Origin of the sequence: Streptomyces boninensis (genome assembly GCF_048572725.1) — a bacterium.
GTDB classification, from domain to species: domain Bacteria; phylum Actinomycetota; class Actinomycetes; order Streptomycetales; family Streptomycetaceae; genus Streptomyces; species Streptomyces boninensis.
Genome location: NZ_CP183837.1, coordinates 5,146,372 through 5,167,619, shown reverse-complemented (window position 1 = coordinate 5,167,619; position 21,248 = coordinate 5,146,372). Strand labels below are relative to the sequence as shown.

18 protein-coding genes are annotated in these 21,248 nt (G+C 70.7%); 8 read left to right on the top strand and 10 right to left on the bottom strand.

Annotated elements, in window-relative coordinates; genetic code table 11:
* Positions 1-15: 15 nt before the first annotated feature.
* Together ACNNMR_RS23530 and aspS are read right to left on the bottom strand one after the other, a co-directional pair.
* On the bottom strand, positions 16-2,298 hold the full coding sequence (locus ACNNMR_RS23530) for a COG1361 S-layer family protein (RefSeq protein WP_419996657.1): 2,283 nt from the start codon (positions 2,296-2,298) through the stop codon (positions 16-18).
* Between the two features lie 226 nt (positions 2,299-2,524).
* Positions 2,525-4,288, bottom strand: coding sequence for an aspartate--tRNA ligase (aspS, locus tag ACNNMR_RS23525; protein ID WP_420000448.1), 1,764 nt, complete (start codon positions 4,286-4,288; stop codon positions 2,525-2,527).
* Positions 4,289-4,418: 130 nt separating this feature from the next.
* Between aspS and ACNNMR_RS23520 the strand changes: the two genes are divergently transcribed.
* Both ACNNMR_RS23520 and ACNNMR_RS23515 read left to right on the top strand, forming a co-directional pair.
* Positions 4,419-6,557: a SpoIIE family protein phosphatase gene (locus ACNNMR_RS23520; RefSeq protein ID WP_419996656.1), complete on the top strand. Its 2,139-nt coding sequence runs from the start codon at positions 4,419-4,421 to the stop codon at positions 6,555-6,557.
* Between the two features lie 53 nt (positions 6,558-6,610).
* Complete coding sequence (locus ACNNMR_RS23515) at positions 6,611-8,494, top strand: thioredoxin-like domain-containing protein (RefSeq protein WP_419996655.1); 1,884 nt, start codon at positions 6,611-6,613, stop codon at positions 8,492-8,494.
* Between the two features lie 31 nt (positions 8,495-8,525).
* Here ACNNMR_RS23515 and ACNNMR_RS23510 read toward each other — a convergent pair whose 3' ends face one another.
* The 3 genes from ACNNMR_RS23510 to ACNNMR_RS23500 form a co-directional block, all read right to left on the bottom strand.
* Positions 8,526-8,933, bottom strand: a complete 408-nt coding sequence (locus tag ACNNMR_RS23510; protein ID WP_419996654.1) for a hypothetical protein — start codon at positions 8,931-8,933, stop codon at positions 8,526-8,528.
* 187 nt (positions 8,934-9,120) lie between these two features.
* Positions 9,121-9,552 carry a protein-tyrosine phosphatase family protein gene (locus tag ACNNMR_RS23505; protein WP_419996653.1) on the bottom strand — a complete coding sequence of 144 codons (432 nt, stop codon included), beginning with the start codon at positions 9,550-9,552 and terminating at the stop codon, positions 9,121-9,123.
* Positions 9,553-9,554: 2 nt separating this feature from the next.
* Entirely contained in the window at positions 9,555-10,178 is a 624-nt protein-coding gene (locus tag ACNNMR_RS23500; protein ID WP_419996652.1) for an ArsR/SmtB family transcription factor, read from the bottom strand.
* Between the two features lie 78 nt (positions 10,179-10,256).
* Here ACNNMR_RS23500 and ACNNMR_RS23495 point away from each other — a divergent pair, with 78 nt between their 5' ends.
* Positions 10,257-11,009, top strand: coding sequence for a hypothetical protein (locus tag ACNNMR_RS23495; protein ID WP_419996651.1), 753 nt, complete (start codon positions 10,257-10,259; stop codon positions 11,007-11,009).
* Between the two features lie 31 nt (positions 11,010-11,040).
* Here the strand turns inward: ACNNMR_RS23495 and ACNNMR_RS23490 are convergent, their stop codons facing one another.
* Entirely contained in the window at positions 11,041-12,345 is a 1,305-nt protein-coding gene (locus ACNNMR_RS23490) for a M18 family aminopeptidase (protein WP_419996650.1), read from the bottom strand.
* A gap of 136 nt (positions 12,346-12,481) precedes the next feature.
* Here ACNNMR_RS23490 and ACNNMR_RS23485 point away from each other — a divergent pair, with 136 nt between their 5' ends.
* The gene (locus tag ACNNMR_RS23485) at positions 12,482-13,285 is read left to right on the top strand and encodes a metallophosphoesterase (RefSeq protein ID WP_419996649.1); all 804 of its coding nucleotides are present in this window, start codon (positions 12,482-12,484) and stop codon (positions 13,283-13,285) included.
* Between the two features lie 101 nt (positions 13,286-13,386).
* Here the strand turns inward: ACNNMR_RS23485 and ACNNMR_RS23480 are convergent, their stop codons facing one another.
* Positions 13,387-15,216 carry an acyl-CoA dehydrogenase gene (locus tag ACNNMR_RS23480; RefSeq protein WP_419996648.1) on the bottom strand — a complete coding sequence of 610 codons (1,830 nt, stop codon included), beginning with the start codon at positions 15,214-15,216 and terminating at the stop codon, positions 13,387-13,389.
* A 133-nt stretch (positions 15,217-15,349) separates the two neighbouring features.
* On the opposite strand from ACNNMR_RS23480, the gene ACNNMR_RS23475 reads away from it, so the two are divergent.
* The 3 genes from ACNNMR_RS23475 to ACNNMR_RS23465 all read left to right on the top strand — a co-directional run bounded on the left by ACNNMR_RS23475 (position 15,350) and on the right by ACNNMR_RS23465 (position 17,462).
* Positions 15,350-15,778 carry an SseB family protein gene (locus ACNNMR_RS23475; RefSeq protein WP_419996647.1) on the top strand — a complete coding sequence of 143 codons (429 nt, stop codon included), beginning with the start codon at positions 15,350-15,352 and terminating at the stop codon, positions 15,776-15,778.
* A gap of 94 nt (positions 15,779-15,872) precedes the next feature.
* On the top strand, positions 15,873-16,844 hold the full coding sequence (locus tag ACNNMR_RS23470) for a pirin family protein (protein ID WP_419996646.1): 972 nt from the start codon (positions 15,873-15,875) through the stop codon (positions 16,842-16,844).
* Positions 16,845-16,946: 102 nt separating this feature from the next.
* Positions 16,947-17,462 (top strand): LURP-one-related/scramblase family protein, encoded by a 516-nt coding sequence (locus ACNNMR_RS23465; protein WP_419996645.1) that lies wholly within the window; start codon positions 16,947-16,949, stop codon positions 17,460-17,462.
* 2 nt (positions 17,463-17,464) lie between these two features.
* Here ACNNMR_RS23465 and ACNNMR_RS23460 read toward each other — a convergent pair whose 3' ends face one another.
* The 3 genes from ACNNMR_RS23460 to ACNNMR_RS23450 are packed head-to-tail and all read right to left on the bottom strand — an operon-like array spanning position 17,465 to position 20,189.
* On the bottom strand, positions 17,465-18,598 hold the full coding sequence (locus tag ACNNMR_RS23460) for an AAA family ATPase (protein WP_419996644.1): 1,134 nt from the start codon (positions 18,596-18,598) through the stop codon (positions 17,465-17,467).
* Positions 18,585-19,370, bottom strand: a complete 786-nt coding sequence (locus ACNNMR_RS23455; protein ID WP_419996643.1) for an RNA ligase family protein — start codon at positions 19,368-19,370, stop codon at positions 18,585-18,587. The genes ACNNMR_RS23460 and ACNNMR_RS23455 overlap by 14 nt, the downstream gene beginning before the upstream one ends.
* Before the next feature lie 42 nt (positions 19,371-19,412).
* Positions 19,413-20,189: a carbon-nitrogen family hydrolase gene (locus ACNNMR_RS23450; protein ID WP_419996642.1), complete on the bottom strand. Its 777-nt coding sequence runs from the start codon at positions 20,187-20,189 to the stop codon at positions 19,413-19,415.
* 151 nt (positions 20,190-20,340) lie between these two features.
* Here ACNNMR_RS23450 and ACNNMR_RS23445 point away from each other — a divergent pair, with 151 nt between their 5' ends.
* Positions 20,341-21,165 (top strand): maleylpyruvate isomerase family mycothiol-dependent enzyme, encoded by an 825-nt coding sequence (locus ACNNMR_RS23445; protein ID WP_419996641.1) that lies wholly within the window; start codon positions 20,341-20,343, stop codon positions 21,163-21,165.
* Positions 21,166-21,248 lie beyond the last annotated feature (83 nt).

Genomic DNA, 21,248 nt, shown 5'->3' with positions numbered 1-21,248 from the left:
TCACTCATGTGCGTACTACTTGCAGCCCTTGTCCTTGTCGCACGGGTCCACGACGATCGGGGCGCCGCCCGACGGGCTGGTGTTGTTGCCCTCGTCCGGGTCGTAGCTGCCGCCGTCGACGCTCGCCCGGTTGTCGATGTCCGAGCCGTTGCCTTCGTAGCCGGGACGGACCATGACTGTGATCCGGTACGTCTTGGACTTACCCGCGGCGAGCTCGTCCTCCATCGGGCAGGTGACCAGCTGGCCGTTGGCGGTGCAGCCGTCGGACGACGAGATGAAGCCGACCGGGCCCGGCAGCGAGTCGGTGACCTCGACGTGGTGCGCGTCGTCGGGGCCGTCGTTGCGCACCGTGATCACATAGTCGTAAGGCTCACCGGGGCGGACCTTGCCGCTCACGTCGGCCTTCTTGGTGATCGCCAGGTCGGCCTGGCCCATCGGCGGGTAGACCGGGTCACTGGTGTCGTTGCCGGGGTTCGGGTCATCGGTGTCCGAACCGGACGTGGCCTTGTTGCCCAGGTCCGAGCCGTCGCCCTTGTAGTCGTCGGCGACCTTCACCGTGTAGGTGAAGGCGACCTTGTCGCCCGGGGCGAGGGAGTCCTCGGGGCCGCAGACGAGGTCCTGGCCGGAGGCGGTGCAGTCATCGGACGACGCGAACTCCAGGCCGGCCGGCAGGGTGTCGGTGGCGCGGACGTTCTTGGCCGTCGACGGGCCGGCGTTCTTCACCGTGACCTGGTACTCGACCTTGCCGCCCGGACTGACGGGGCCGGGCGTCACCACGGTCTTGTCCGACGACAGGTCCGCCTTCGGGTCGTCGATCTTGCCGCCGGGCGGGTCCGCCGGGTCGCTCTCGTTGTTGTCCGGGTCCGGGTCGTCGGTGCTCGATGACGCCGTGGCGGTGTTCTGCAGGTCCGAGCCGTCGCCGGTGTAGTCCGGGTCCAGCTTGACCTTGAAGACCCACTCCTTCTTGGCGCCGGACGCCAGCGTCGCCTCCGGACCGCAGGTCACGTCCTGGCCGGACGCGGTGCAGCCGTCGGACGAGGAGACGAAGGTCAGCCCGTCGGGGAGGGTGTCCTCGACCTTCACGTCCTCGGCCTCGGACGGGCCCTTGTTCTCGGCGGTGACCTTGTACTCGAAGGTCTCACCCGGCGAGACCGGCTCGGTGGTCGTCGCCTCCTTCTCCGCCACCAGGTCCGCGGACGGCGTGAACTCCACGTCGGCGTCGGACGGGCTGTCGAGCCCGGTCGTGTCCACGCCGGAGCCCTTGTTGGTGTACGTACCCGCCTCGTCCGTGGTGACCGGCGCCGTCACCTTGCACGACTCCTGGCCCTCGTCGAGGTTGCCCTTGACGGAGATCTCGGTGTCGCCCTCGCCACCGGTCACCGTGCCACCGGAGCAGTCCGTGGTCGCGGCCCCGGCCAGGGTCAGCCCGGACGGCAGAGCGTCCTTGAACTCCCAGCCGTTCTTCGAGCCGAGCTCGTCGGTGTTGGTGATCGTGAAGGTCATCGTCGAGTTCTTGCCCGCGGCCGTGCTGGCCGGGCTGAAGTCCTTGCTCAGCTGCGGCGTCACATCAAGGATGCGGATGTTGTCGAACGCGGCGTCGTTGCCGCGGCCCGAGCCGTTGCCGTTGACCATCTCGATGCCGACGTCGCTGCCGCTGAACAGGATGGACGACTTGGCGGTGAACGTGCCCGCCAGCACGTTCATATTGCCGCTCGCTCCGGGCGGCGGCGGGACCGAGTACGTCTGCGCCGCGGGATCGGTGCAGGGGTCGATCTCACCGACGGGCGTGGAAATGCTCCCGTCGATGATGGAGAACTTGAACAGCGGCCCCGAGACCCCGCAGTTCATTGCGGCGGCGTCGACGCCGAAAGTGAGGAAACGCTTGCTGACATCCAGCGCGATGGGATCCGCCGTAGCGAACTGAACGTTGTCCGCCCCAGGGTCGTTTTCCGTGTAGGCGGTCACCGCGTGATTGGTGGTGGGTGCCGTGCCGGCGACCTGGCCCAGCGCATGCGGCAGCCGGCGCACCGGGGGCCAGCTGGTGCTGCCGCATCCCGCCGCCCCGCCCGCGCTGGCCGGCGAGTCGAACTGGATGATGGAGCCGTTGCAGCCCGTCATCCATCCCGCCTCGGCCGTGTACGTCGTGCCGTCCTTGCCGGTGTACGCATCGAGCATGACCGGCGTCGCGTCGGCGCCGTTCTCGAAGTCCTCGAGAAACAGCTCCTTCGGCGCGGCCTGCGCGGCAGTCTCCGGTGCGGCCGCGTCACCCTCAGGTGCCGCGACCGCGACTCCGCTCACCACCTGGGCAGCTACGACAGCCGCACCCACCAGAGAGCCCGCGCCACGCAGGCGACTTCGTCGTCCGAACATTCCCGTCCCGTCTTCCACCGATTTGCCACAGGGCTTGCCGAAGGAAGAGAACAGGATCAGGAAACGGAAATACCACTATCCACGGGTCTGTCGCCGCGGAAAGCACACAATAGGCCCCATTAATAGGACTGCCGCGCGAATTGTTCGCCCCGTACTACTTCGGCTGCGGCTTCCGTACCGACAGGTGCAGCTCGCGCAGCCGGGCCTCCTCGACCTCGCTCGGGGCGCCCATCATCAGGTCCTGGGCGTTGCCGTTGAGCGGGAAGGCGATGGTCTCGCGGATGTTCGGCTCGTCGGCGAGCAGCATCACGATGCGGTCGACGCCCGGGGCGATGCCGCCGTGCGGCGGGGCGCCGAACTTGAACGCCTTCAGCATGCCGCCGAACTCGGTCTCCACGGCGTCCTTGTCATAGCCCGCGATCTCGAAGGCGCGGTACATGATGTCGGGCTCGTGGTTACGGATCGCGCCCGAGGACAGCTCGGTGCCGTTGCAGACGATGTCGTACTGCCAGGCCAGGACGTCCAGGGGGTCCTTGGTGTTCAGCGCCTCCAGGCCGCCCTGCGGCATGGAGAACGGGTTGTGGGAGAACTCGATCTCGCCGGTGTCCTCGTTCTTCTCGAACATCGGGAAGTCGACGATCCAGCAGAAGCGGAAGACGTTCTCCTCGAACTGGCCGGCGCGCTTCGCGGCCTCGACCCGGACCGCGCCCATGATCTTGGAGACCTCGTCGTACTCGCCCGCGCCGAAGAAGACCGCGTGCCCGGCCTCGATGCCGAGGCGCTCGGTGAGCACCTTCACGTTCTCCTCGGTGAGGAACTTGGCGATCGGGCCCGTAAGCCCGCCGTCCTCACCGACCCGGACCCAGGCCAGGCCCTTGGCGCCCTGCTCCTGGGCATAGTCGCCGAGGCCGTCGAAGAACTTGCGCGGCTGGTCCTGGACGGCGGGCACGGCCAGCGCCCGTACGTGCTTGCCCGCGAAGGCCTTGAACTCGGAGCCCGCGAAGACATCCGAGATGTCCACCAGCTCCAGCGCGGCGCGCAGGTCCGGCTTGTCCGAGCCGTACTTCTCCATCGCCTCGCGGAACGGGATCCGCGGGAACGGCGAGGTCACATGGCGGCCATTGCCGAACTCCTCGAAGAGGTCGGTCATGACCTTCTCGATGACCTCGAAGACGTCCTCCTGCTCGACGAAGGACATCTCCATGTCGAGCTGGTAGAACTCGCCCGGCGAGCGGTCCGCGCGGGCGTCCTCGTCGCGGAAGCAGGGGGCGATCTGGAAGTAGCGGTCGAAGCCGGCGATCATCAGCAGCTGCTTGAACTGCTGCGGGGCCTGCGGCAGCGCGTAGAACTTGCCGGCGTGCAGGCGGGACGGCACCAGGAAGTCGCGGGCGCCCTCGGGGGAGGTCGCCGACAGGATCGGGGTGGCCAGCTCGTTGAAGCCGAGGGCGGTCATCTTCTGCCGGATGGAGCTGATGACCTGGCCGCGCAGCATGATGTTGCGGTGCATGCGCTCGCGGCGGAGGTCGAGGAAGCGGTACTCGAGGCGCTTCTCCTCGTTGACCCCGTCCTCGGCGTTGATCGTGAAGGGGATCTGCTCGGCGCCGCCCAGCACCTCGACCTCGGCGACCTCGACCTCGACCTCGCCGGTGGGCAGGTCGGCGTTCACGTTCTCGGTGCCGCGGGAGACGACCTTGCCGTCGATCCGTACGACGGTCTCCTTGGTCAGCTTGTCCAGCGCGGCCTGGGCCGCGGTGCCCGGGCGGGCCACGAGCTGCGTGATGCCGTAGTGGTCGCGCAGGTCGATGAAGAGGATGCCGCCCAGATCGCGGCGATTGTGCAGCCACCCGGACAGGCGGACGTCGGTGCCGACGTCGCTGGAGCGCAGCTCACCGCAGCTGTGGGACCGGTACCGGTGCATCATTCATCCACTTCTTCATCGAGAGGGCATCGGGAGGGGAGTCGTCAGCCGTTAAGGCTACCGCGCCGGGGCCCGCACCCCGATTCGGATGAATCAGGTCAATCAGTGTATTGCCCCATAAAATGGCGAGGTGCGCACCGATGAGGTCCTCACAGCCGTCGGCACCGGCGTCTGGGTATGGGACATGGACTCCGGCGAGGTCCGGATGGACGCCGAGGCGGCCCGCCTGATCGGCCTGCCGCCGCAGCCGACGACGACCTCGTCGGCGGTGGTGCGCGCCCGTTTCCACGTCATCGACTACGTCGAGCTCAAGGGCGTCATGGGCCTGGCGGCGGCCGAGGGCACGCTCGCCGAGGCGCGGGTGCGGATCGTCGACGAGCGCGGGGAGGTGCAGCGGGTCGTACGCAGCCGGATGCGGCCCTTCGGGCCCGACGACCGGGCCGTACCGCATGAGCAGGCGGTGCTGGTCGGCACGGTGCAGGAGCTGGTGGAGCCGCTGCCCGGGGCCAGCGCGGGCACCTCGCCGCCGTCGCCGCTGACCAGCGACTGGCGGCTGTCCCGGGAGGCGTTTCTGCTGGACGCCGGGCGGGCGCTGGCCGAGGCGGAGTCCACCGACGCGGTGCTGCGGGTGGCGGCGTCGCTGGCCATGCCGGGGTTCTCGCCGGACGGCATGGCGGTCTTCGGCGTCGAGGCCGGCCATCTGAGCGTGACCGGCTATCACGGCTATCGCGAGCAGGACGAGGCCCCGTTCAAGAGCATCGCGCTGGACTCCGACTATCCGGCCGCCGTCGCCATCCGCACCGGGCGGGCGATCTACATTCCCAGCCCGGAGGAGTACAAGCTCCGCTATCCCGGCGCCTGGCCCCTGGCCGGGCGGCTCGGCCGCAGGTCGTGGGCGTATCTGCCGCTGGTCGTCGGCGGCCGCACCACCGGCGCCTGGATGGCGGCCTTCTCCCACTCGGCGCCCTTCACCCCGGACGAGCGCTCGGTGCTCACGACGGTCGCCCGGATGCTCGCCCAGGCGCTCTCCCGGGCCCATGCGCAGGAGTCCGAGCGGGCGCTGTCGGCCGGGCTGCAGCGCTCGATGATGCCCGCGGTGCCGGCCGACATCGCGGGGATGACGGTGGCCGCGCGGTACGTGCCGACCGGCGGCGGTCTGGAGATCGGCGGCGACTGGTACGACGTGATCGCGCTGCCCTCGGGCCGTACCGCCCTGGTCATCGGCGATGTGCAGGGCCACGACGTACGGGCCGCCGGGCTGATGGGCCAGCTGCGGATCGCGGTGCGCGCGTACGCCTCCGAGGGCCACCACCCGGACGCGGTCCTCTCCCGCGCCTCCCGCTTCCTGCACGCCCTCAATGAGCAGGACACCTCCGCCGACGGCCTCGACCCGGACTCCGCCGACCTCGACCCCCGCTTCGCCACCTGCCTCTACATGGAGGCCGACCCCGAGACCGGCACCCTCGCCATCGCCCGCGCCGGGCACTTCGACCCGGCGATGGGGCTCGGCGACGGCACCATGGTCGTACGCCCCACGGAGGGCGGCCTGCCCCTGGGCATCGAGCCGGATACGGACTACCCCGTCACCGAGCTGGCGCTGGCCCCCGGCGAGACGATGCTCCTGTGCACCGACGGCCTCATCGAGACCGGCGGCCACGACCTGGAGACCGGCCGCGACCGGCTGCACACGATCTTCGCCGAGCACCCGAGCGACGACCTGCAGTCCCTCGCGGACGCCCTGATCGAGGGCGTTACGGGCCCCAGCGCCCACGCCACCCCCGGCCCGCACGCCGAGCGCCGCGAGGACGACATCGCGCTGATCCTCATCCGCCGCGAGGGCGGCGGGGTGCACCACCCGTCGCGGGTCCAGCGCCATATGCGTCTCGTCGTCACCCAATCGGAGCAGCAGCGGGTCTCCGACGCCCGGAAGGAGCTCCGCGAGGTGCTGCACGACTGGGCGGCGCGGGAGCAGGTGGACGCGGCGGAGCTGGTGCTGTCGGAGCTGATCGCGAACGTCCTCATCCACACCGAGGCCGACGCCTCCGTAACGGCGACGGTGGCGGGCCCGCTCGGCCGGCGGACGCTGCGGGTCGTGGTGGCGGACGGCGACGACGAGCTGCCGCACCGGCGGCATCCCGGGGAGATGGCGTCGTCGGGGCGGGGCGTGCTGCTGATGGAGGAGCTGGCGGGGACGTGGGGGGTGGAGCCTCGGGGGGAGGGGAAGGCGATCTGGTTCGAGCTGCATGAGGTGGAGGGGATCTACCTCTGAGGTCTGCTGCCGAGATTTACCTCTTAGGGACCCGGTCGGGTTTCATGGGGGGTATGGCAGTACGTGCACGTGTCCGCGCCCCCGAGCTCGTCGGCAAGGGCGGATGGCTCAACACCGGTGGTAAGCAGCTCTCCCTCGCTGACCTGCGCGGTCGCGTCGTGATCCTGGATTTTTGGACATTTTGCTGCATTAACTGTCTGCACGTCCTCGACGAGCTGCGCGAGCTGGAGGAGAAGCACCGCGACACCGTCGTGATCATCGGGGTGCACTCGCCGAAGTTCGTGCACGAGGCCGAGCATGCGGCGGTGGTGGATGCGGTCGAGCGGTACGGGGTGGAGCACCCGGTGCTGGATGATCCGGAGCTGGCGACGTGGAAGCAGTACGCGGTGCGGGCCTGGCCGACGCTCGTGGTGATCGACCCGGAGGGGTATGTCGTCGCGCAGCATGCGGGCGAGGGGCATGCGCATGCGGTCGCCGCGCTGGTTTCGGAGCTGGAGGCGGAGCACGCGGCGAAGGGCACGCTGCGGCGGGGTGACGGTCCGTACGTACCGCCGGAGCCGCAGGCCACGGATCTGCGCTTCCCGGGGAAGGTGCTGGGGCTGCCGGGAGGCGGCTTCCTGGTCTCGGACACCACGCGGCATCAGCTGGTGGAGCTGGCGGGGGACGGCGAGACGGTGGTGCGCCGGATCGGGTCGGGGGCGCGCGGGCTGGTGGACGGGCGTGAGCCGGCCTTCAACGAGCCGCAGGGCCTGGCGCTGCTTCCCGACGGGCGGGTGGCGGTGGCGGACACGGTGAATCACGCCGTACGGGCCCTGGACCTGGGCGGCGGCGAGGTGACGACGCTGGCGGGGACGGGGCGGCAGTGGTGGCAGGGGTCGGCGGTGTCGGGCCGTGGGCTGGAGGTGGACCTGTCGTCGCCGTGGGATGTGGCGTGGTTCGGGGACCGGCTGTGGATCGCGATGGCGGGGGTGCATCAGTTGTGGACGCTCGATGTGGAGTCGGGCGAGGTGGCGGCCGCGGCGGGGACGACGAACGAGGGCCTGGTCGACGGTCCTGCGGCGGAGGCGTGGTTCGCCCAGCCGTCGGGGCTCGCGGCGACCGCGGACCGGCTGTGGATCGCGGACTCGGAGACCTCGGCGCTGCGTTGGCTGGACGCGGAGGGTGTGGTGCACACGGCGGTGGGCACAGGGCTCTTCGACTTCGGGCATCGGGACGGGGCGGCTGAACAGGCGCTGCTGCAGCATCCGTTGGGCGTTACCGCGCTGCCGGACGGATCGGTGGCGATCTCGGATACGTACAACCACGCCCTCCGGCGCTATGACCCGGCGACGGGGGAGGTGACGACGCTGGCCACTGATCTGCGGGAGCCGTCGGATGCGGTCGTGGTGGCTGCGGTGGCTGCGGATGGTGCGGATGGCGCCGACGGGGTTGCGGCCGGCACCGACGGGGTTGCGGCAGGTGCCGACGTGGTTGTGGTCGAGTCGGCGCGGCATCGGCTGACGCGGTTGCGGCTGCCGGAGGAGGCGGTGCGGGTGGCCGGGGTCGCGCACCGGACGCAGCGGGAGGCGACGGAGGTCGCGCCGGGGCGGCTGCGGCTGGATGTCGTCTTCCAGGCCCCGGAGGGGCAGAAGCTCGATGAGCGGTACGGGCCTGCGACGCGGCTGCTGGTGAGCTCCACCCCGCCGGAGCTGCTGGCGTCCGGCGGAGGGCAGGGGACCGATCTGCACCGGGATCTGGTGCTGGCCGACGGTGCGGCGGAGGGTGTGCTGCACGTATCGGCGATGGCGGCGAGCTGCGACGACGCGGAGGGGGTTGAGTACCCCGCGTGCCATGTCCACCAGCAGGACTGGGGTGTGCCGGTGCGGGTGGTGGCGGGGGGTTCGGAGCGGTTGGGGTTGGTGTTGGCGGGGTTGGATGCGGGGGGCGTGGCGGGCTGAGCCGGGTCGCGGTCCAGCCCGCCGTCGGCCCTCACGCGGCGTCGAGAGCTGCGGTGATCTTGTTGGCCATCGCGGCCACGGCGGGGCCGGGCGCGCGCTTGCCGGCCTTGACGGCTTCCTCGACGGCGACGGCGACGATGCCGCGGAAGTTCTCCGCTGCCGCCGGGTCCTGCTGCTTGAGCAGGCTCGCCGCGTCGGTCAGCGCCGGCAGTACGTAATCGGCGATCTCGGCGACGGTCTTGCCGGGAAGCTTGATGTCGCTGCTCTTCGCCGCGAGTACGTGACCGATCGGGCCGGTAGCGGAGTTGAGCGCAACGCTCCCGGCAGTGGCGACCTTGTGCGGCGAGTTGGTGGCTGAGGCGGCGGACAGCAGCGACACGGCTCCGTAGGCGGCGGTCCTGACGGTCTGCTGGTCCTGGGCGGTGAGGTTGAGCGCCATGGTGATCTGCTCCCTGTGTCTGTCGCGGCCTCCGGGTGAGGCTCGCGGCGTCTTCGTTCTGGAACAGAGCTTGCGGGCCGCCGCTTTCAGGGCGGTCTCACCGTGGTTTCACGGCTCGGGAACGGAGTGCGGCGGTGTCGGCGCAGGCCGTGGGCCGGTGTCGGCGCAGGCCGGAAGCCGCAGCTGATCAGGCCGCGAAGCGGCGCACGTAGCGTCGCTGCCAGGGGGTCTCGACCGCGCGCCGGTCATAGTGCTCGCGGACGTACGCCACCGCCTCCGCCGCCGGCACCCCGTCGAGTACGGCGATGCAGGCCAGCGCCGTGCCCGTACGGCCGCGGCCGCCCCCGCAGGCGACCTCGACACGCTCCGCGGCAGCCCGCTTCGCTATCTCGCGAAACGCCTCGGCCGCCTCGACCCGGTCAGCAGGCAGCCGGAAGTCCGGCCATCGCAGCCAACGCGACTCCCAGTCGACGTGGGGCGGTTGCTCGCCGAGCAAGTAGAGGCCGAAGTCGGGCGCCGGGCCCTCCGGTATGGGGTTACGCAGCCCACGCCCCCGCAGCAGCAGCCCGGAGGGCAGCCGCAGCACCCCCACGGCTTCGGAATCCCATGTGTGCGTCATTCTCAGCTCTCGCCCCCCATGACCTTGCCTTCCTCCCTGACCTCGCCTTCCTCTTCCTCTCCTTCCTTCGCGTCCGGCTCCGCCGGCAGCCCGAACCACCGCAGCAGCACCGGCTTTGAGCCGGGCGGGGCCTCCTCCGGTCCGCGGGCATAGCGGGCGAGCAGCTCCAAGTACGCGTCGTGGAACTCCCCGAGCTCCTGCTTGGTGAGATGACTCAGGCTCCGCGAACCACGCATCCAGCCCTCGGAATCGCGCTGCCCCGCGGTGAACCGCCGTGCCAGCTCGACGTCTTCGTCCAGCCGCAGCTGGTCCAGCTCGACGGCCACCGCCCGCTCCGCCGGACTCAGGTCCTCCTCCGCGGGCCGTCGGATGTCCAGCCCGCGCACCCCCCGCCACCAGCGCTCGCGCCCGCCCGTCCGCTCCGGCACGTCCTCGATCAGGCCGGCCCGCTCCAGCATCCGCAGGTGATAGCTGAGCGTCCCGGTGTTCTCGCCGAGGACGGCGGAGAGGGTCGTGGACGTCGCGGGCCCGTGTGTGGCGAGCTGGCGCAGGATGCGCAGGCGCAGGGGATGGCCCAGGGCCTTGAGGGCCTCGGGACTGCTGACGGTGCGCCGTACTTCATCCATGCCGACGAGCGTACCCCAATCACAGAGATTTGTCTGCAGGGGTTTCTCTGCAGAGAAATCTCTGCAATGATTCGAGGCATGACGAAGACGACGATGCAGAAGATGCAGAAGACGATGAAGCGGGTGGGCTCAAGTGCCGCCGCCGCGGCCCTGCTTGCAGGCTTGTCGATGGCCGCGGCGCCTACGCCTGCGGCTCAGGCCGCATCCGCCGCCACGCAGCCCGACGCCCCGCCGGGCTTCAGCTTCGCCGCGTGCCCGGCGCCCGAGGATCTGCCCGCGGACGCCGATCCGGGCACCTGGCGCTGTGAGGCGATGAAGGCGACCGGACGGATCGAGATCGGCGGCATAGCCGAGGACATCGACCGCCCCATGGCGATCACCTTCGCGGAGGGCCGGGTGAACGGCGAATTCGCCCAGGTCTTCGGCGCGATGAAGGCCGCGCCGATACGCATCGGCGGCACACCGTGGACCATCACCCCGCGCTACGCGGGCTATTCCGACTTCCAGTCGAACGACGAGCGCAGAGGAGAGCTCGACCTGAAGTTCACGCTGGCGGGCCCCGGGCTGCCGGCGGGCTGCTCGATCGGCACGGACGCGGCCGCGGTGCATCTGACTCTCACCGATACCGACCCCACCCACGTCATATCCAAGGACCCGCTGATCGTCGGCTTCGGCGCCGAGGACACCCGCTTCACCGCCCCGCGCACCAGCGACTGCGGCCCCCTGGGCCGGGCGCTCGACCGCGTGCTGCAACTCCCCTCCGCAGCCGGGCAGAACAGCCTGGACCTGGACACGCAGGTGGTGATGCGCCAGTACGACGACGCGTCCTGACGGGTCGGTGGGCAGGGCGGGACGTGCGGCCTCAGCCCGCCAGGAAGCCCGCGAGTGCGCTCGCCAGCAGGTGCGGGTCTTCGGCGCCGCACAGCTCGCGCGCGCTGTGCATGGACAGGGCCGCGATGCCGATGTCCACGGTGGTGATGCCGTAGCGGGCCGAGGTGATCGGGCCGATGGTGGTGCCGCACGGGATGGAGTTGTTGGAGACGAAGGTCTGCCAGGGCACTCCGGCGCGCTCGCAGGCCGCCGCGAAGAGGGCGCGGCCGCGGCCGTCGGTGGCGTAGCGCTGGTTGACGTTCACCTTCAGGATCGGGCCGCCGTTAGGCACCGGGTGGTGGCCGGGCTCATGCCGCTCGCCGTAGTTGGGGTGCACGGCGTGGCCCATGTCCGAGGAGAAGCAGACCGTGCCGGCGAAGGCGCGGGCCTTGTCCTCGTACGAGCCGCCGCGGGCGAAGAGCGAACGCTCCAGCACATTGCCAAGCAGCGGGCCCTGGGCGCCGGTGTCGGACTCGCTGCCGTTCTCCTCGTGGTCGAAGGCGGCGAGCACCGGGATCGCGGCGGCGTCGGCGGGGCCGCCCTGCGCGGCCACGGCGGCGAGCGCGGCCGCGCCCGCGTGCACGGACAGCAGGTTGTCGAGGCGCGGGCCGGCGAGCAGCTCCCGGTCGCGGCCGAGGTAGGCCGGCGGCTCGACGCTGTGCACCATCAGGTCCCAGCCGGCGACCTCGCCGGCGGGCAGGCCCGCCTCCTGCTCGAGGAAGGAGATGAGATCGCCCTCGCGGACGTCACCGAGGCCCCAGACCGGCGTCATGTGCCGCTGCTTGTCGAGCTTGACGCCCTCGGCGTTCACCTGCCGGTCCAGGTGGATGGCGAGCTGCGGCACGCGCAGCAGCGGCCGGTCCACGTTGACCAGCCGGGTGGTGCCGTCCCGGAGGGTGAGCCGCCCGCTCAGTCCGAGGTCGCGGTCCAGCCAGCTGTTCAGCAGCGGCCCGCCGTAGATCTCCACGGCGACCTGCCGCCACCCGGCCGCGCCCGTGTCCGGCACGGGCTTGACCCGGAGGTTCGGCGAGTCGGTGTGCGCGCCGATCACCCGGTACGGGGTCTCGGGGCGGGCGCCCTCCGGCACGTACCAGGCGACGAGCGCGCCGCCGCGCAGCACGTACTTGCCGCCGGTGTCGCCTGCCCAGGCGTCCTCCTCCGCGACCTGCCGGAAGCCGGCCTTCTCCAGGCGCTCGGCGGCGGTCGCCGCGGCGTGGTACGGCGAGGGGCTCTCGGCGAGGAAGGAGAGGAGGTCGTCGGTGTGGCGGCGGTCGAACCGGGGCGGCGTAGAGCTCATGGAATCAGCATAAACAGGGGCCCGTCCGGCGGTCGCGGGGCCGGGTGGCTAGGGTCCACGCCAGGAGGCGGGCAGGAACACGCCACGAGTCCAGCAGGAACACGCCAGGACTCAGGCAGGAAGAGGTAGAGCTTCAATGCATCTGCTGGCACACATCAGCGATCCGCACATCGACGGCACCGAGCGGGCGAGTGAGCGCGCCACCCGCGTGATGGACTACGTCCGCTCGCTGCCGCAGCAGCCCGACGCGATCCTCGTCACCGGCGACATCGCCCATAACGCGGAGCCGGCCGAGTACGAGGAGGCCGCCCGGATCTTCGCCGCGACCGGGCCCGAGCAGCCCGTCATCATGACGCCGGGCAATCACGACGCCCGCGCCCCGTACCGCAAGGTCCTCCTCGACGAGGGCGGGGGCGAGAGCGGGGGCGAGAGCGACGGCGAAGGCGCAGGCGCCGCCATCGCGACCGACGCCCCGGTCAACGCCCTCCACCACCTCCGCGGCCTCGCCCTCCTCGCCTGCGACTCCAGCATCCCCAACCGGGGCGAAGGCCGCCTCGCGCCCGAGACCCTCGCCTGGATCACGGACGCCCTCGACTCCCTCGCCCCCGGCACCCCGGCCCTGCTCGCCTTCCACCACCCGCCAGTGCGGCTGCACCACCCCTACATCGACGGGATCATGCTGCAGAACGGCAAGGAGCTCGAGGCGCTCATCGCGGACCGCCCGCAGGTCCTGGCCACACTCGTCGGCCATGCCCACACCCCGGCAGCCACGACTTTCGCCGGCCGCCCGCTCCTCATCGCCCCGGGCGTGCACACCACGCTCAACCTCGCCTGGCAGGGCGACGACCACCCCGTCACCCGCGACCTGCCGCCCGCCCTCGCCTTCCACGTCATCGACGACGACCGCCGCCTGACCACCCACTTCCGCACCGTCCCGTAATCACGCCAAGGGCCCGACACCGCCGCACAGAGGAGCGGTGCCGGGCCCCACCCCCGGGCCACTGGGGGTGTCAGCGTTCGCCGGACGAGGTCAGCAGGCCATCAGAAGGCGGCCTCGTCCAGCTCCATCAGGGACTGGTCGATGTTCTCGGCCGCGGCGCGCTCGATCGCGACGGCGGGCAGCACGTTCGCCGCGAAGAACTTCGCCGCCGCGAGCTTGCCCTGGTAGAAGGACACGTCCTTTGCCGGGGCCGAAGGCAGCTTCTCCGCGGCCACCGCGGCGCCGCGCAGCAGCAGGTAGCCGATGACGACGTCGCCGGAGGCGAGCAGCAGCCGCGTCGTGTTGAGGCCCACCTTGTAGATGGACTTCACGTCCTGCTCGGTGGCGGCGAGGTCGGCGAGCATCGTGCCGACGATCGCCTCCAGCTCCGTCGCCGCCTTCGCCAGCTCGCCGCGGGCGTCCGCCAGCTGGTCGCCGCCGGTCTCCTGGGCCAGGAACTTCTTGATCTCCTCGCTCAGCGAGGTCAGCGCCTGCCCCTGGTTACGGACGATCTTCCGGAAGAAGTAGTCCTGCCCCTGGATCGCCGTGGTGCCCTCGTAGAGCGTGTCGATCTTGGCGTCGCGGATGTACTGCTCGATCGGGTATTCCTGCAGGTAGCCGGAGCCGCCGAAGGTCTGCAGCGACTGCGCCAGCTGCTCGTACGACTTCTCCGAGCCGTAGCCCTTCACGATCGGCAGCAGCAGGTCGTTCAGCGCGTGCTCGGCCCCGGCGTCCTCGCCCGCGGCCTCCTTGACCTGGATCGAGTCCTGTACGGAGGCGGTGTACAGCACCAGCGCCCGCATGCCCTCCGCGTACGCCTTCTGCGTCATCAGCGAGCGGCGCACGTCCGGGTGGTGGGTGATGCTCACCCGCGGCGCGGCCTTGTCGGTGAACTGCGCCAGGTCCGGGCCCTGCACCCGCTCCTTGGCGTACTCGAGGGCGTTCAGGTAACCGGTCGACAGCGTCGCGATCGCCTTCGTGCCGACCATCATCCGCGCGAACTCAATGATCTTGAACATCTGCCGGATGCCGTCGTGCTTCTCGCCCAGCAGCCAGCCCTTCGCCGGGCGGCCGCCGTCGCCGAAGGTCATCTCGCACGTGTTGGAGGCCTTCAGGCCCATCTTGTGCTCGACATTGGTGGCGTAGGCGCCGTTGCGCTCGCCGAGCTCGCCGGTCTCCCAGTCGAAGTCGTACTTCGGGACGATGAAGAGCGACAGCCCCTTCGTGCCCGGGCCCGCACCCTCGGGGCGCGCCAGCACGAAGTGGATGATGTTCTCCTCCAGGTCGTGCTCGCCGGAGGTGATGAAGCGCTTGACGCCCTCGATGTGCCAGGAGCCGTCCTCCTGCTGGGTCGCCTTCGTGCGGCCCGCGCCCACGTCGGAGCCGGCGTCCGGCTCGGTCAGCACCATGGTGGAGCCCCAGGTGCGGTCCGTCATGATCTTCGCGATCTTCTGCTGCTCCTCGGTGCCCTCGTTGTGCAGCACCCCGGCGAAGGCCGGGCCCGAGGCGTACATCCAGACGGCCGGGTTCGAGCCGAGCACCATCTCCGCGTACGACCAGATCAGGGTCGAGGGGGCGACGGTGCCGCCGATGGCCTCCGGGATGCCCAGGCGCCACCACTCGGCGTCCATGTACGCCTTGTAGCTCTTCTTGAAGCTCGCCGGCACCGGGGCGGTGTTGGTCTCGGGGTCGAAGACCGGTGGGTTGCGGTCGGCGTCCGTGTACGACGCGGCGAGGTCGTTCTCCGCGAGGCGGGCGATCTCCGCGAGGACGCTCTTGGCGGTCTCGACGTCCATCTCCGCGAAGGGACCGGTGCCGTACAGCTCGTCGCGGCCCAGCACTTCGAAGAGGTTGAACTCGATGTCCCGGAGATTCGACTTGTAGTGGCCCATACAACAGCTCCGAATATCAGGCAGGGACTGCGACTCTTGAACGATTGGCGCTCATCATCATGCTACCCGCCAGTAATAAAACGCAACCCTAAGGCGTCCATCCGCGCCTGTGGGACTCGTTACCCTCTAGGGCATGTACGGCTACGACCAGAATCAGGGGCAGTACGCCGGCTACCAGGAGCCGCCCGCCTACCCCGAGCCCTCGCCGCCCTCGCTCGCCGAGGCCGTGCGCGGCTTCACCACGGGCGCGCTGAGCTCGGAGGACTTCCAGCAGATCTTCGCCACGTCGAAGATCTACTGCCCCCGCGGCGACAACCCCGGCTTCCTCGCGCTGCACAACACCCAGCAGCCCGTGATCCCCCTCTTCAGCTCGCTGAAGGAGCTCCGCAGTTACGCGGGCAAGGAGTCGAAGTACTTCACGGTGACCGGCGCCGAGGTCATCGACCTCCTGCCGACCGGGTACGGCTTCGTGCTCGACATAGAGGGCGAGCACCGCATGGTGGTGGACGCGAAGGCGGTCGAGGAGATGGTCGACTTCGCGATGCGGCGGATGTACGGCTGACCCAAGCCGGCGACCTGCGGGAATGTTCCCGGCTTGCCTCCCGTTGAGAGTTCAACTAACTTGAGAGTTGAACTACCCGAGGAGGCCAGTCGTCATGCCTGCCGTAACCGTCGAGAACCCCCTGACCCTGCCCCGCGTCGCCGCCCCCGCGGACGCGACGGCCCGCCCCGTGCTGGCGGTGACCACCGCCCCCAGCGGCTTCGAGGGTGAGGGCTTCCCCGTGCGCCGGGCCTTCGCCGGGATCAACTACCAGCACCTCGACCCGTTCATCATGATGGATCAGATGGGCGAGGTGGAGTACGCACCAGGCGAGCCGAAGGGCACCCCCTGGCACCCGCACCGCGGCTTCGAGACCGTCACGTACATCATCGACGGGATCTTCGACCACCAGGACTCCAACGGCGGCGGCGGCACGATCACCAACGGCGACACCCAGTGGATGACCGCGGGCGCGGGCCTGCTGCACATCGAGGCGCCGCCCGAGCACCTCGTCGCCTCCGGCGGCCTCTTCCACGGCCTGCAGCTGTGGGTGAACCTCCCGGCCAAGGACAAGATGATGGCCCCGCGCTATCAGGACATCCGCGGCGGCAGCGTCCAGCTGCTCACCTCCCCGGACGGCGGCGCGCTGCTGCGCGTCATCGCCGGCGAGCTCGACGGGCATGCCGGGCCCGGCAGCACCCACACCCCGATCACGATGGTGCACGCCACCCTCGCGCCGGGCGCGGAGATCACGCTGCCGTGGCGGGAGGACTTCAACGGCCTCGCGTACGTCCTCGCCGGACGCGGCGCGGTCGGCGCCGACCGGCGGCCGGTGCACACCGGCCAGACCGCGGTCTTCGGCGCGGGCTCCTCGCTGACCGTACGGGCGGACACCGTGCAGGACGCGAACACCCCCGACCTGGAGGTCGTCCTCCTCGGCGGGCAGCCGATCCGGGAGCCGATGGCGCACTACGGGCCGTTCGTGATGAACACGCGGCAGGAGCTGCAGCAGGCCTTCGACGACTTCCAGAAGGGCCGGCTCGGCACCATCCCGGCGGTGCACGGGATGACCGAGGACGGGCTGTAAGCCCGTCCACATCGCATACAAAACGCCTGCTTCCGGCACCGGGTGCCACCCACGGCGGCTCATACGGTGCGAGGCTTCGCTTCCCGGATAAGACTCATCTGCGTGAAGTACCTCGTACGTGAACGGCTCCTCGACATCGGACATGACTCCTGGGTCGAGGACGAATACGGCGAGAAGGCGTTCCACGTCGACGGAAAGATCGCGCGGCTGCGCGACACCCTGGAGTTGCAGGACCCGGACGGAACCGTGGCCGCCCTCGTCAAGCAGCGGCTGGCCAGCCTTCGTCCCGCCATGACCATCGAGCGGGACGGCCAGCTGCTGTGCACCGTGAAGAAGAAACGAATAACACTGCTGCGTGAGCGGTTCTACGCGAAGCTGGTGACCGGCGAGGTGGTCGATGTCGTCGGCAGCATCTTGAACAAGGAGTACGACATCGAGTACGGGGGCGAGCGCCTCGCCCGCATCTCGCGCCGCTGGACGCGCTACCGCCGGCTGCGGGATGTGTACGCCGTCGATGTCCGCCGCGCCGACGCCGACGCGGCGCTGCTGATCGCCATCGCCATCTGCGTGGACCGGATGGTGGAGAAGGAGCGAGCGGGCGCGAGCCCGGGGATATGAGCTCAGCCGGCGGTGTCCAGCCAGCGCACCTCGTGCCCCTCGGTCGGATCCGGGGCCTCCCAGCGGCGCAGCATGCGCTCCACCGCGGCGGCCGGGACCGGCTCGCGGCGGGCGGCGTTACGGGCGCGGAGCTGGTCGGGCGGGGCTTCCAGCGCGATCAGCTCGACCCGCCCGCGGTAGTCCGCGATCAGTCCCGTGCACTGCCGGCGCAGGTCGCGGCTGATGTTGGTGGCGTTCCAGACGAAGGGCTCTCCGGCGCGGAGAAGGCGACGGGCGGCCTCCTGCGCCGCCGCGATCACCCGGCCCTGGTTGCCGGTCGGGGCCACGCCCAGCTCCGTACGCAGCGCGTCGAGGCTGACCACCGGCACCCCCGGGCGGTGTTCCGCGATCCAGTGGTCCTTGCCGACGCCGGGGAGGCCCGAGAGCACCGTGACGGTCGCGCGGGTGTCGTCGTACGCCGCATAGTCCGGGTCCCGCCCCGGCGTACGGAAGAAGGTGAAGCGCGCGTGGTCGGAGGGGAAGGCGCGCGGGGCTTCCAGGCACGCCTCCTCGGCGCAGAATTCGCGGTACAGCGCGATGTTCTCCAGCACCTCGTCGGCGTCCCCGCACACCCGCCCCAGGATGTCGGCCGTCGCGAGGATCGCCAGATCCTCGTTGCTGGCCAGCAGGCTGGCCCGGTACGCGATCCGGCGCAGGTCGTCGCGCGGCCGCTCCAGGCCCCAGAACGGGACCTGGTGGTGGCGTACCAGCGCGGCCACATGCTCGCGCCACGCCACCGGCGCGCCCGCCTCCCACAGCAGCCGGCGGGCGAGCAGGTCGCCGCGGCGGGAGTGGCCGTGGGCGGTGATGCGGCCGTCCTCCTCGGTGCGGGTGCAATAGGGCTTGGCGGCGTCGTGCAGCAGCACGGCGGCGAAGAGGCGTACGCGGTCGGCGCGCGGGCGGGCCCGCCACTCCGGGAGCGACGCCAGCACCTCGGCGGCCATCCGCGTGTGTACGGCGACGTCGCCCTCGGCGTGGTGCACGGCGTCCTGCGGTACGCCTTCGAGGCGGCCGATCCAGGGGAAGGCGGCGGCGATCGTGTGCCAGCGGACCTCCCAGCCGGGGGCGTCGGGGCACAGCCGGTCAAAGGCCTCCATACATCACCGCCGGGTCCGCGAGCCGGTTCGGCAGGATGGGGCGGTCGTGCCAGTGGGTGCCCGCGTCGAGGATCGAGGTGAGGAAGGAGGCCCGGACCCACTTCAGCCGGCCCGTCGTCAGGCCGTCCTCCTCGATCTTCAGGTAGAGGCCCTCCATCTCGTCCGCGCGATCGGTCTCCGCGGCCACCTGCTCCGGGTCGAGCCCGGCCTCGCGGGCGGCGGCGGCCAGCGACGACCGCCAGTCGGGGGTACGGGCCGTGGACGGGCCGACGAGGTCCGTGATCTCCTCCGGCCGCTTCACCTCGCCCTCGTACAGCACCGGCACCGACGTCACCGGCGCCCCCGCCAGCAGCTCACGCCTGGCGGGCGTCGACAGGAAGCTGTCATCTATCCGGTCAAGGACGTCGAACTCGCAGAAGTAGTGCGGCAGCGCGTCGTAGAAGACGGTGTGCTTGGCGTAGAGCCACTCGCCGTACAGCACATACCGGTCCCCGAGCCGCTCCCACAGCGGCTCCCGCACCACCGCCGCCCACGCCTTGAGCTGCGCGAACTGCTTCTCCCGCGGCCCGCCGGCCAGATAGTGGCCGCGCGACTGCAGCCGCAGCTCGCCCGCGGCGGTGAAGCTGATCGCGGCATTGGCGCCGTCCAGCTTCTCCTCCACCACCACATGGCGGCCGGCGATCTCGGCGAAGGGCACCGCCGACAGGTCCTCGTCGCCGGGCTGCAGCCGGGAGCCGGACAGGTGCGGGGTGCGCGGGTATTTGCGCAGCATGCTGTCGTTTGTAGCGAGCCGCGGCGGCCGGTGGCCAATGGTTTACAGGCGACGGTCCCGCAGCGCGGGGAAGGACTCGCGGTACTTCGCCACCGAGGCCAGGTCCAGGTCGGCCGTGATGACCTGCTCCTCGGAGTCCTCGGCCGCCGCCAGCACCACCCCGTCCGGCGCGATGATCATGCTGTGGCCCGCCTGCGGGACCCCGGCGTGACTGCCCGCCGTGCCGCAGGCCAGGACGTACGCCTGCGACTCGATCGCCCGCGCCTGCGCCAGCACCGTCCAGTGCGCGCGGCGCTTCTCCGGCCAGCCGGCCGGGAGGACCAGGACCTGGGCGCCCGCGTCCACCAGCAGCCGGAAGAGCTCCGGGAAGCGGAGGTCGTAGCAGGTGGCCAGGCCCAGCGTCGTGTCCAGCGCCGCCACCGTCACCGGCGCCGAGCCCGCCTCCATCAGCTCCGCCTCGCCCTTCGCGAAGCCGAAGCGGTGGATCTTGCGGTACGTGGCCGCCAGTTCGCCGCCGGGCGTGAAGACCAGGGAGGTGTTGTAGAGGTCGCCGTCCGAAGTCCGCTCGACGATCGAGCCCGCGTGCAGCCACACGCCGGCGTCCCGCGCCGCCGCCGACATCGCCGCGGCCGTCGGCCCGTCGACGGATTCCGCTTCCGGCGCGAAGAGGTCGTACGCGAAGGCGCCCATCGGCCACAGCTCGGGCAGCACCACGAGGTCCGCGCCCGCCTGGGCCCGTACCAGTGAAGCCGCCCGCGCTCGGCGCGAGTTGGGGGATTCGTCCGGGTCCACACCGATCTGGATGAGCGAGGCGCGCACACTATCACCGTCCTGCCGTCAAGGTCCGCCGTACGGACCCGGAATCGTCACCCGAAAGCACTGCCGGGCTGCCCGGGCGCAGCGTAACTTAGACCCATCTGTGCAACCCGCGAACACTGTGCAGCCCGAGATCGATTGCCCGAGGGGTTCCGTGACCGTCCAACCTTCCCTGCAGCCGTACGTCGATGCCTGGACCCACGCCACCGCGGCGATATCCGAACTCGTGTCCCCGCTCGCAGACGGCGAGTGGCACAGAGCCAGCGGGCTGACCGGCTGGTCGGTCAAAGACGTCGTCTCCCATGTCATCGGCATGGAGTGCGAGGGTCTCGGCGACCCGCGCCCGATCCACACGCTCCCCGTGGACCTCTACCACGTCAAGACCGAGTGGCAGCGGTACATGGAGGTGCAGGTCGACATACGGCGCCACCACACCCCGCCCGAGATGACCTCCGAGCTGGAGTACGTGCTGATCCGCCGCGGGCGGCAGCTGCGCAATGAGTCCCGCGGCCCGGAGGACAAGGTGCGCGGGCCGCTGGGCCGGGAGGTCACGCTCGAGAGCTATCTGCGCGACCGCGCCTTCGACGTGTGGGTGCACGAGCAGGACCTGCGCCGGGCGCTCGGCAAGCCGGGCAACCTGGACTCGGCGGGCGCCCTCGTCGCCCGCGACCTGCTGGTGGAGCGGCTGGCGAAGGTGGTCGCCAAGGATGCCGGGGCGCCGCCGGACACGGTGGTGGTCGTGGACGTGACCGGCGCGGTGGACTTCATGCGCACGGTCCGGGTCGACAAGGACGGCCGCGGCACCGTCGACGGCAGCGTCTCGCTTGGGCCGGCCGTGACGCTGTCCACGGACTGGGAGACGTATCTGCGGCTGGCCACGGGCCGGACCACGCCGGAGGCGGTCGCGGAGCAGGTGAAGATCGAGGGGGACCACGATCTCGCGGCGGCGGTGCTGCGCCACTTCGTGGTCACGCCGTAGGCCCGTAACATCCCTGACGGCACGTCAGCCGACACTCACTGACGTGTCGTCACCCGTCTGGCCCGCGCGTTCATCCACCCGGC

Excerpts from the sequence above, each read along its gene's own strand:
- aspS (WP_420000448.1), bottom strand. The coding sequence starts at position 4,288 with ATGCACCGGTACCGGTCCCACAGCTGCGGTGAGCTGCGCTCCAGCGAC.
- ACNNMR_RS23515 (WP_419996655.1), top strand. The coding sequence starts at position 6,611 with ATGGCAGTACGTGCACGTGTCCGCGCCCCCGAGCTCGTCGGCAAGGGC.
- ACNNMR_RS23510 (WP_419996654.1), bottom strand. The coding sequence starts at position 8,933 with ATGGCGCTCAACCTCACCGCCCAGGACCAGCAGACCGTCAGGACCGCC.
- ACNNMR_RS23505 (WP_419996653.1), bottom strand. The coding sequence starts at position 9,552 with ATGACGCACACATGGGATTCCGAAGCCGTGGGGGTGCTGCGGCTGCCC.
- ACNNMR_RS23500 (WP_419996652.1), bottom strand. The coding sequence starts at position 10,178 with ATGGATGAAGTACGGCGCACCGTCAGCAGTCCCGAGGCCCTCAAGGCC.
- ACNNMR_RS23495 (WP_419996651.1), top strand. The coding sequence starts at position 10,257 with ATGACGAAGACGACGATGCAGAAGATGCAGAAGACGATGAAGCGGGTG.
- ACNNMR_RS23490 (WP_419996650.1), bottom strand. The coding sequence starts at position 12,345 with ATGAGCTCTACGCCGCCCCGGTTCGACCGCCGCCACACCGACGACCTC.
- ACNNMR_RS23485 (WP_419996649.1), top strand. The coding sequence starts at position 12,482 with ATGCATCTGCTGGCACACATCAGCGATCCGCACATCGACGGCACCGAG.
- ACNNMR_RS23480 (WP_419996648.1), bottom strand. The coding sequence starts at position 15,216 with ATGGGCCACTACAAGTCGAATCTCCGGGACATCGAGTTCAACCTCTTC.
- ACNNMR_RS23475 (WP_419996647.1), top strand. The coding sequence starts at position 15,350 with ATGTACGGCTACGACCAGAATCAGGGGCAGTACGCCGGCTACCAGGAG.
- ACNNMR_RS23470 (WP_419996646.1), top strand. The coding sequence starts at position 15,873 with ATGCCTGCCGTAACCGTCGAGAACCCCCTGACCCTGCCCCGCGTCGCC.
- ACNNMR_RS23460 (WP_419996644.1), bottom strand. The coding sequence starts at position 18,598 with ATGGAGGCCTTTGACCGGCTGTGCCCCGACGCCCCCGGCTGGGAGGTC.
- ACNNMR_RS23455 (WP_419996643.1), bottom strand. The coding sequence starts at position 19,370 with ATGCTGCGCAAATACCCGCGCACCCCGCACCTGTCCGGCTCCCGGCTG.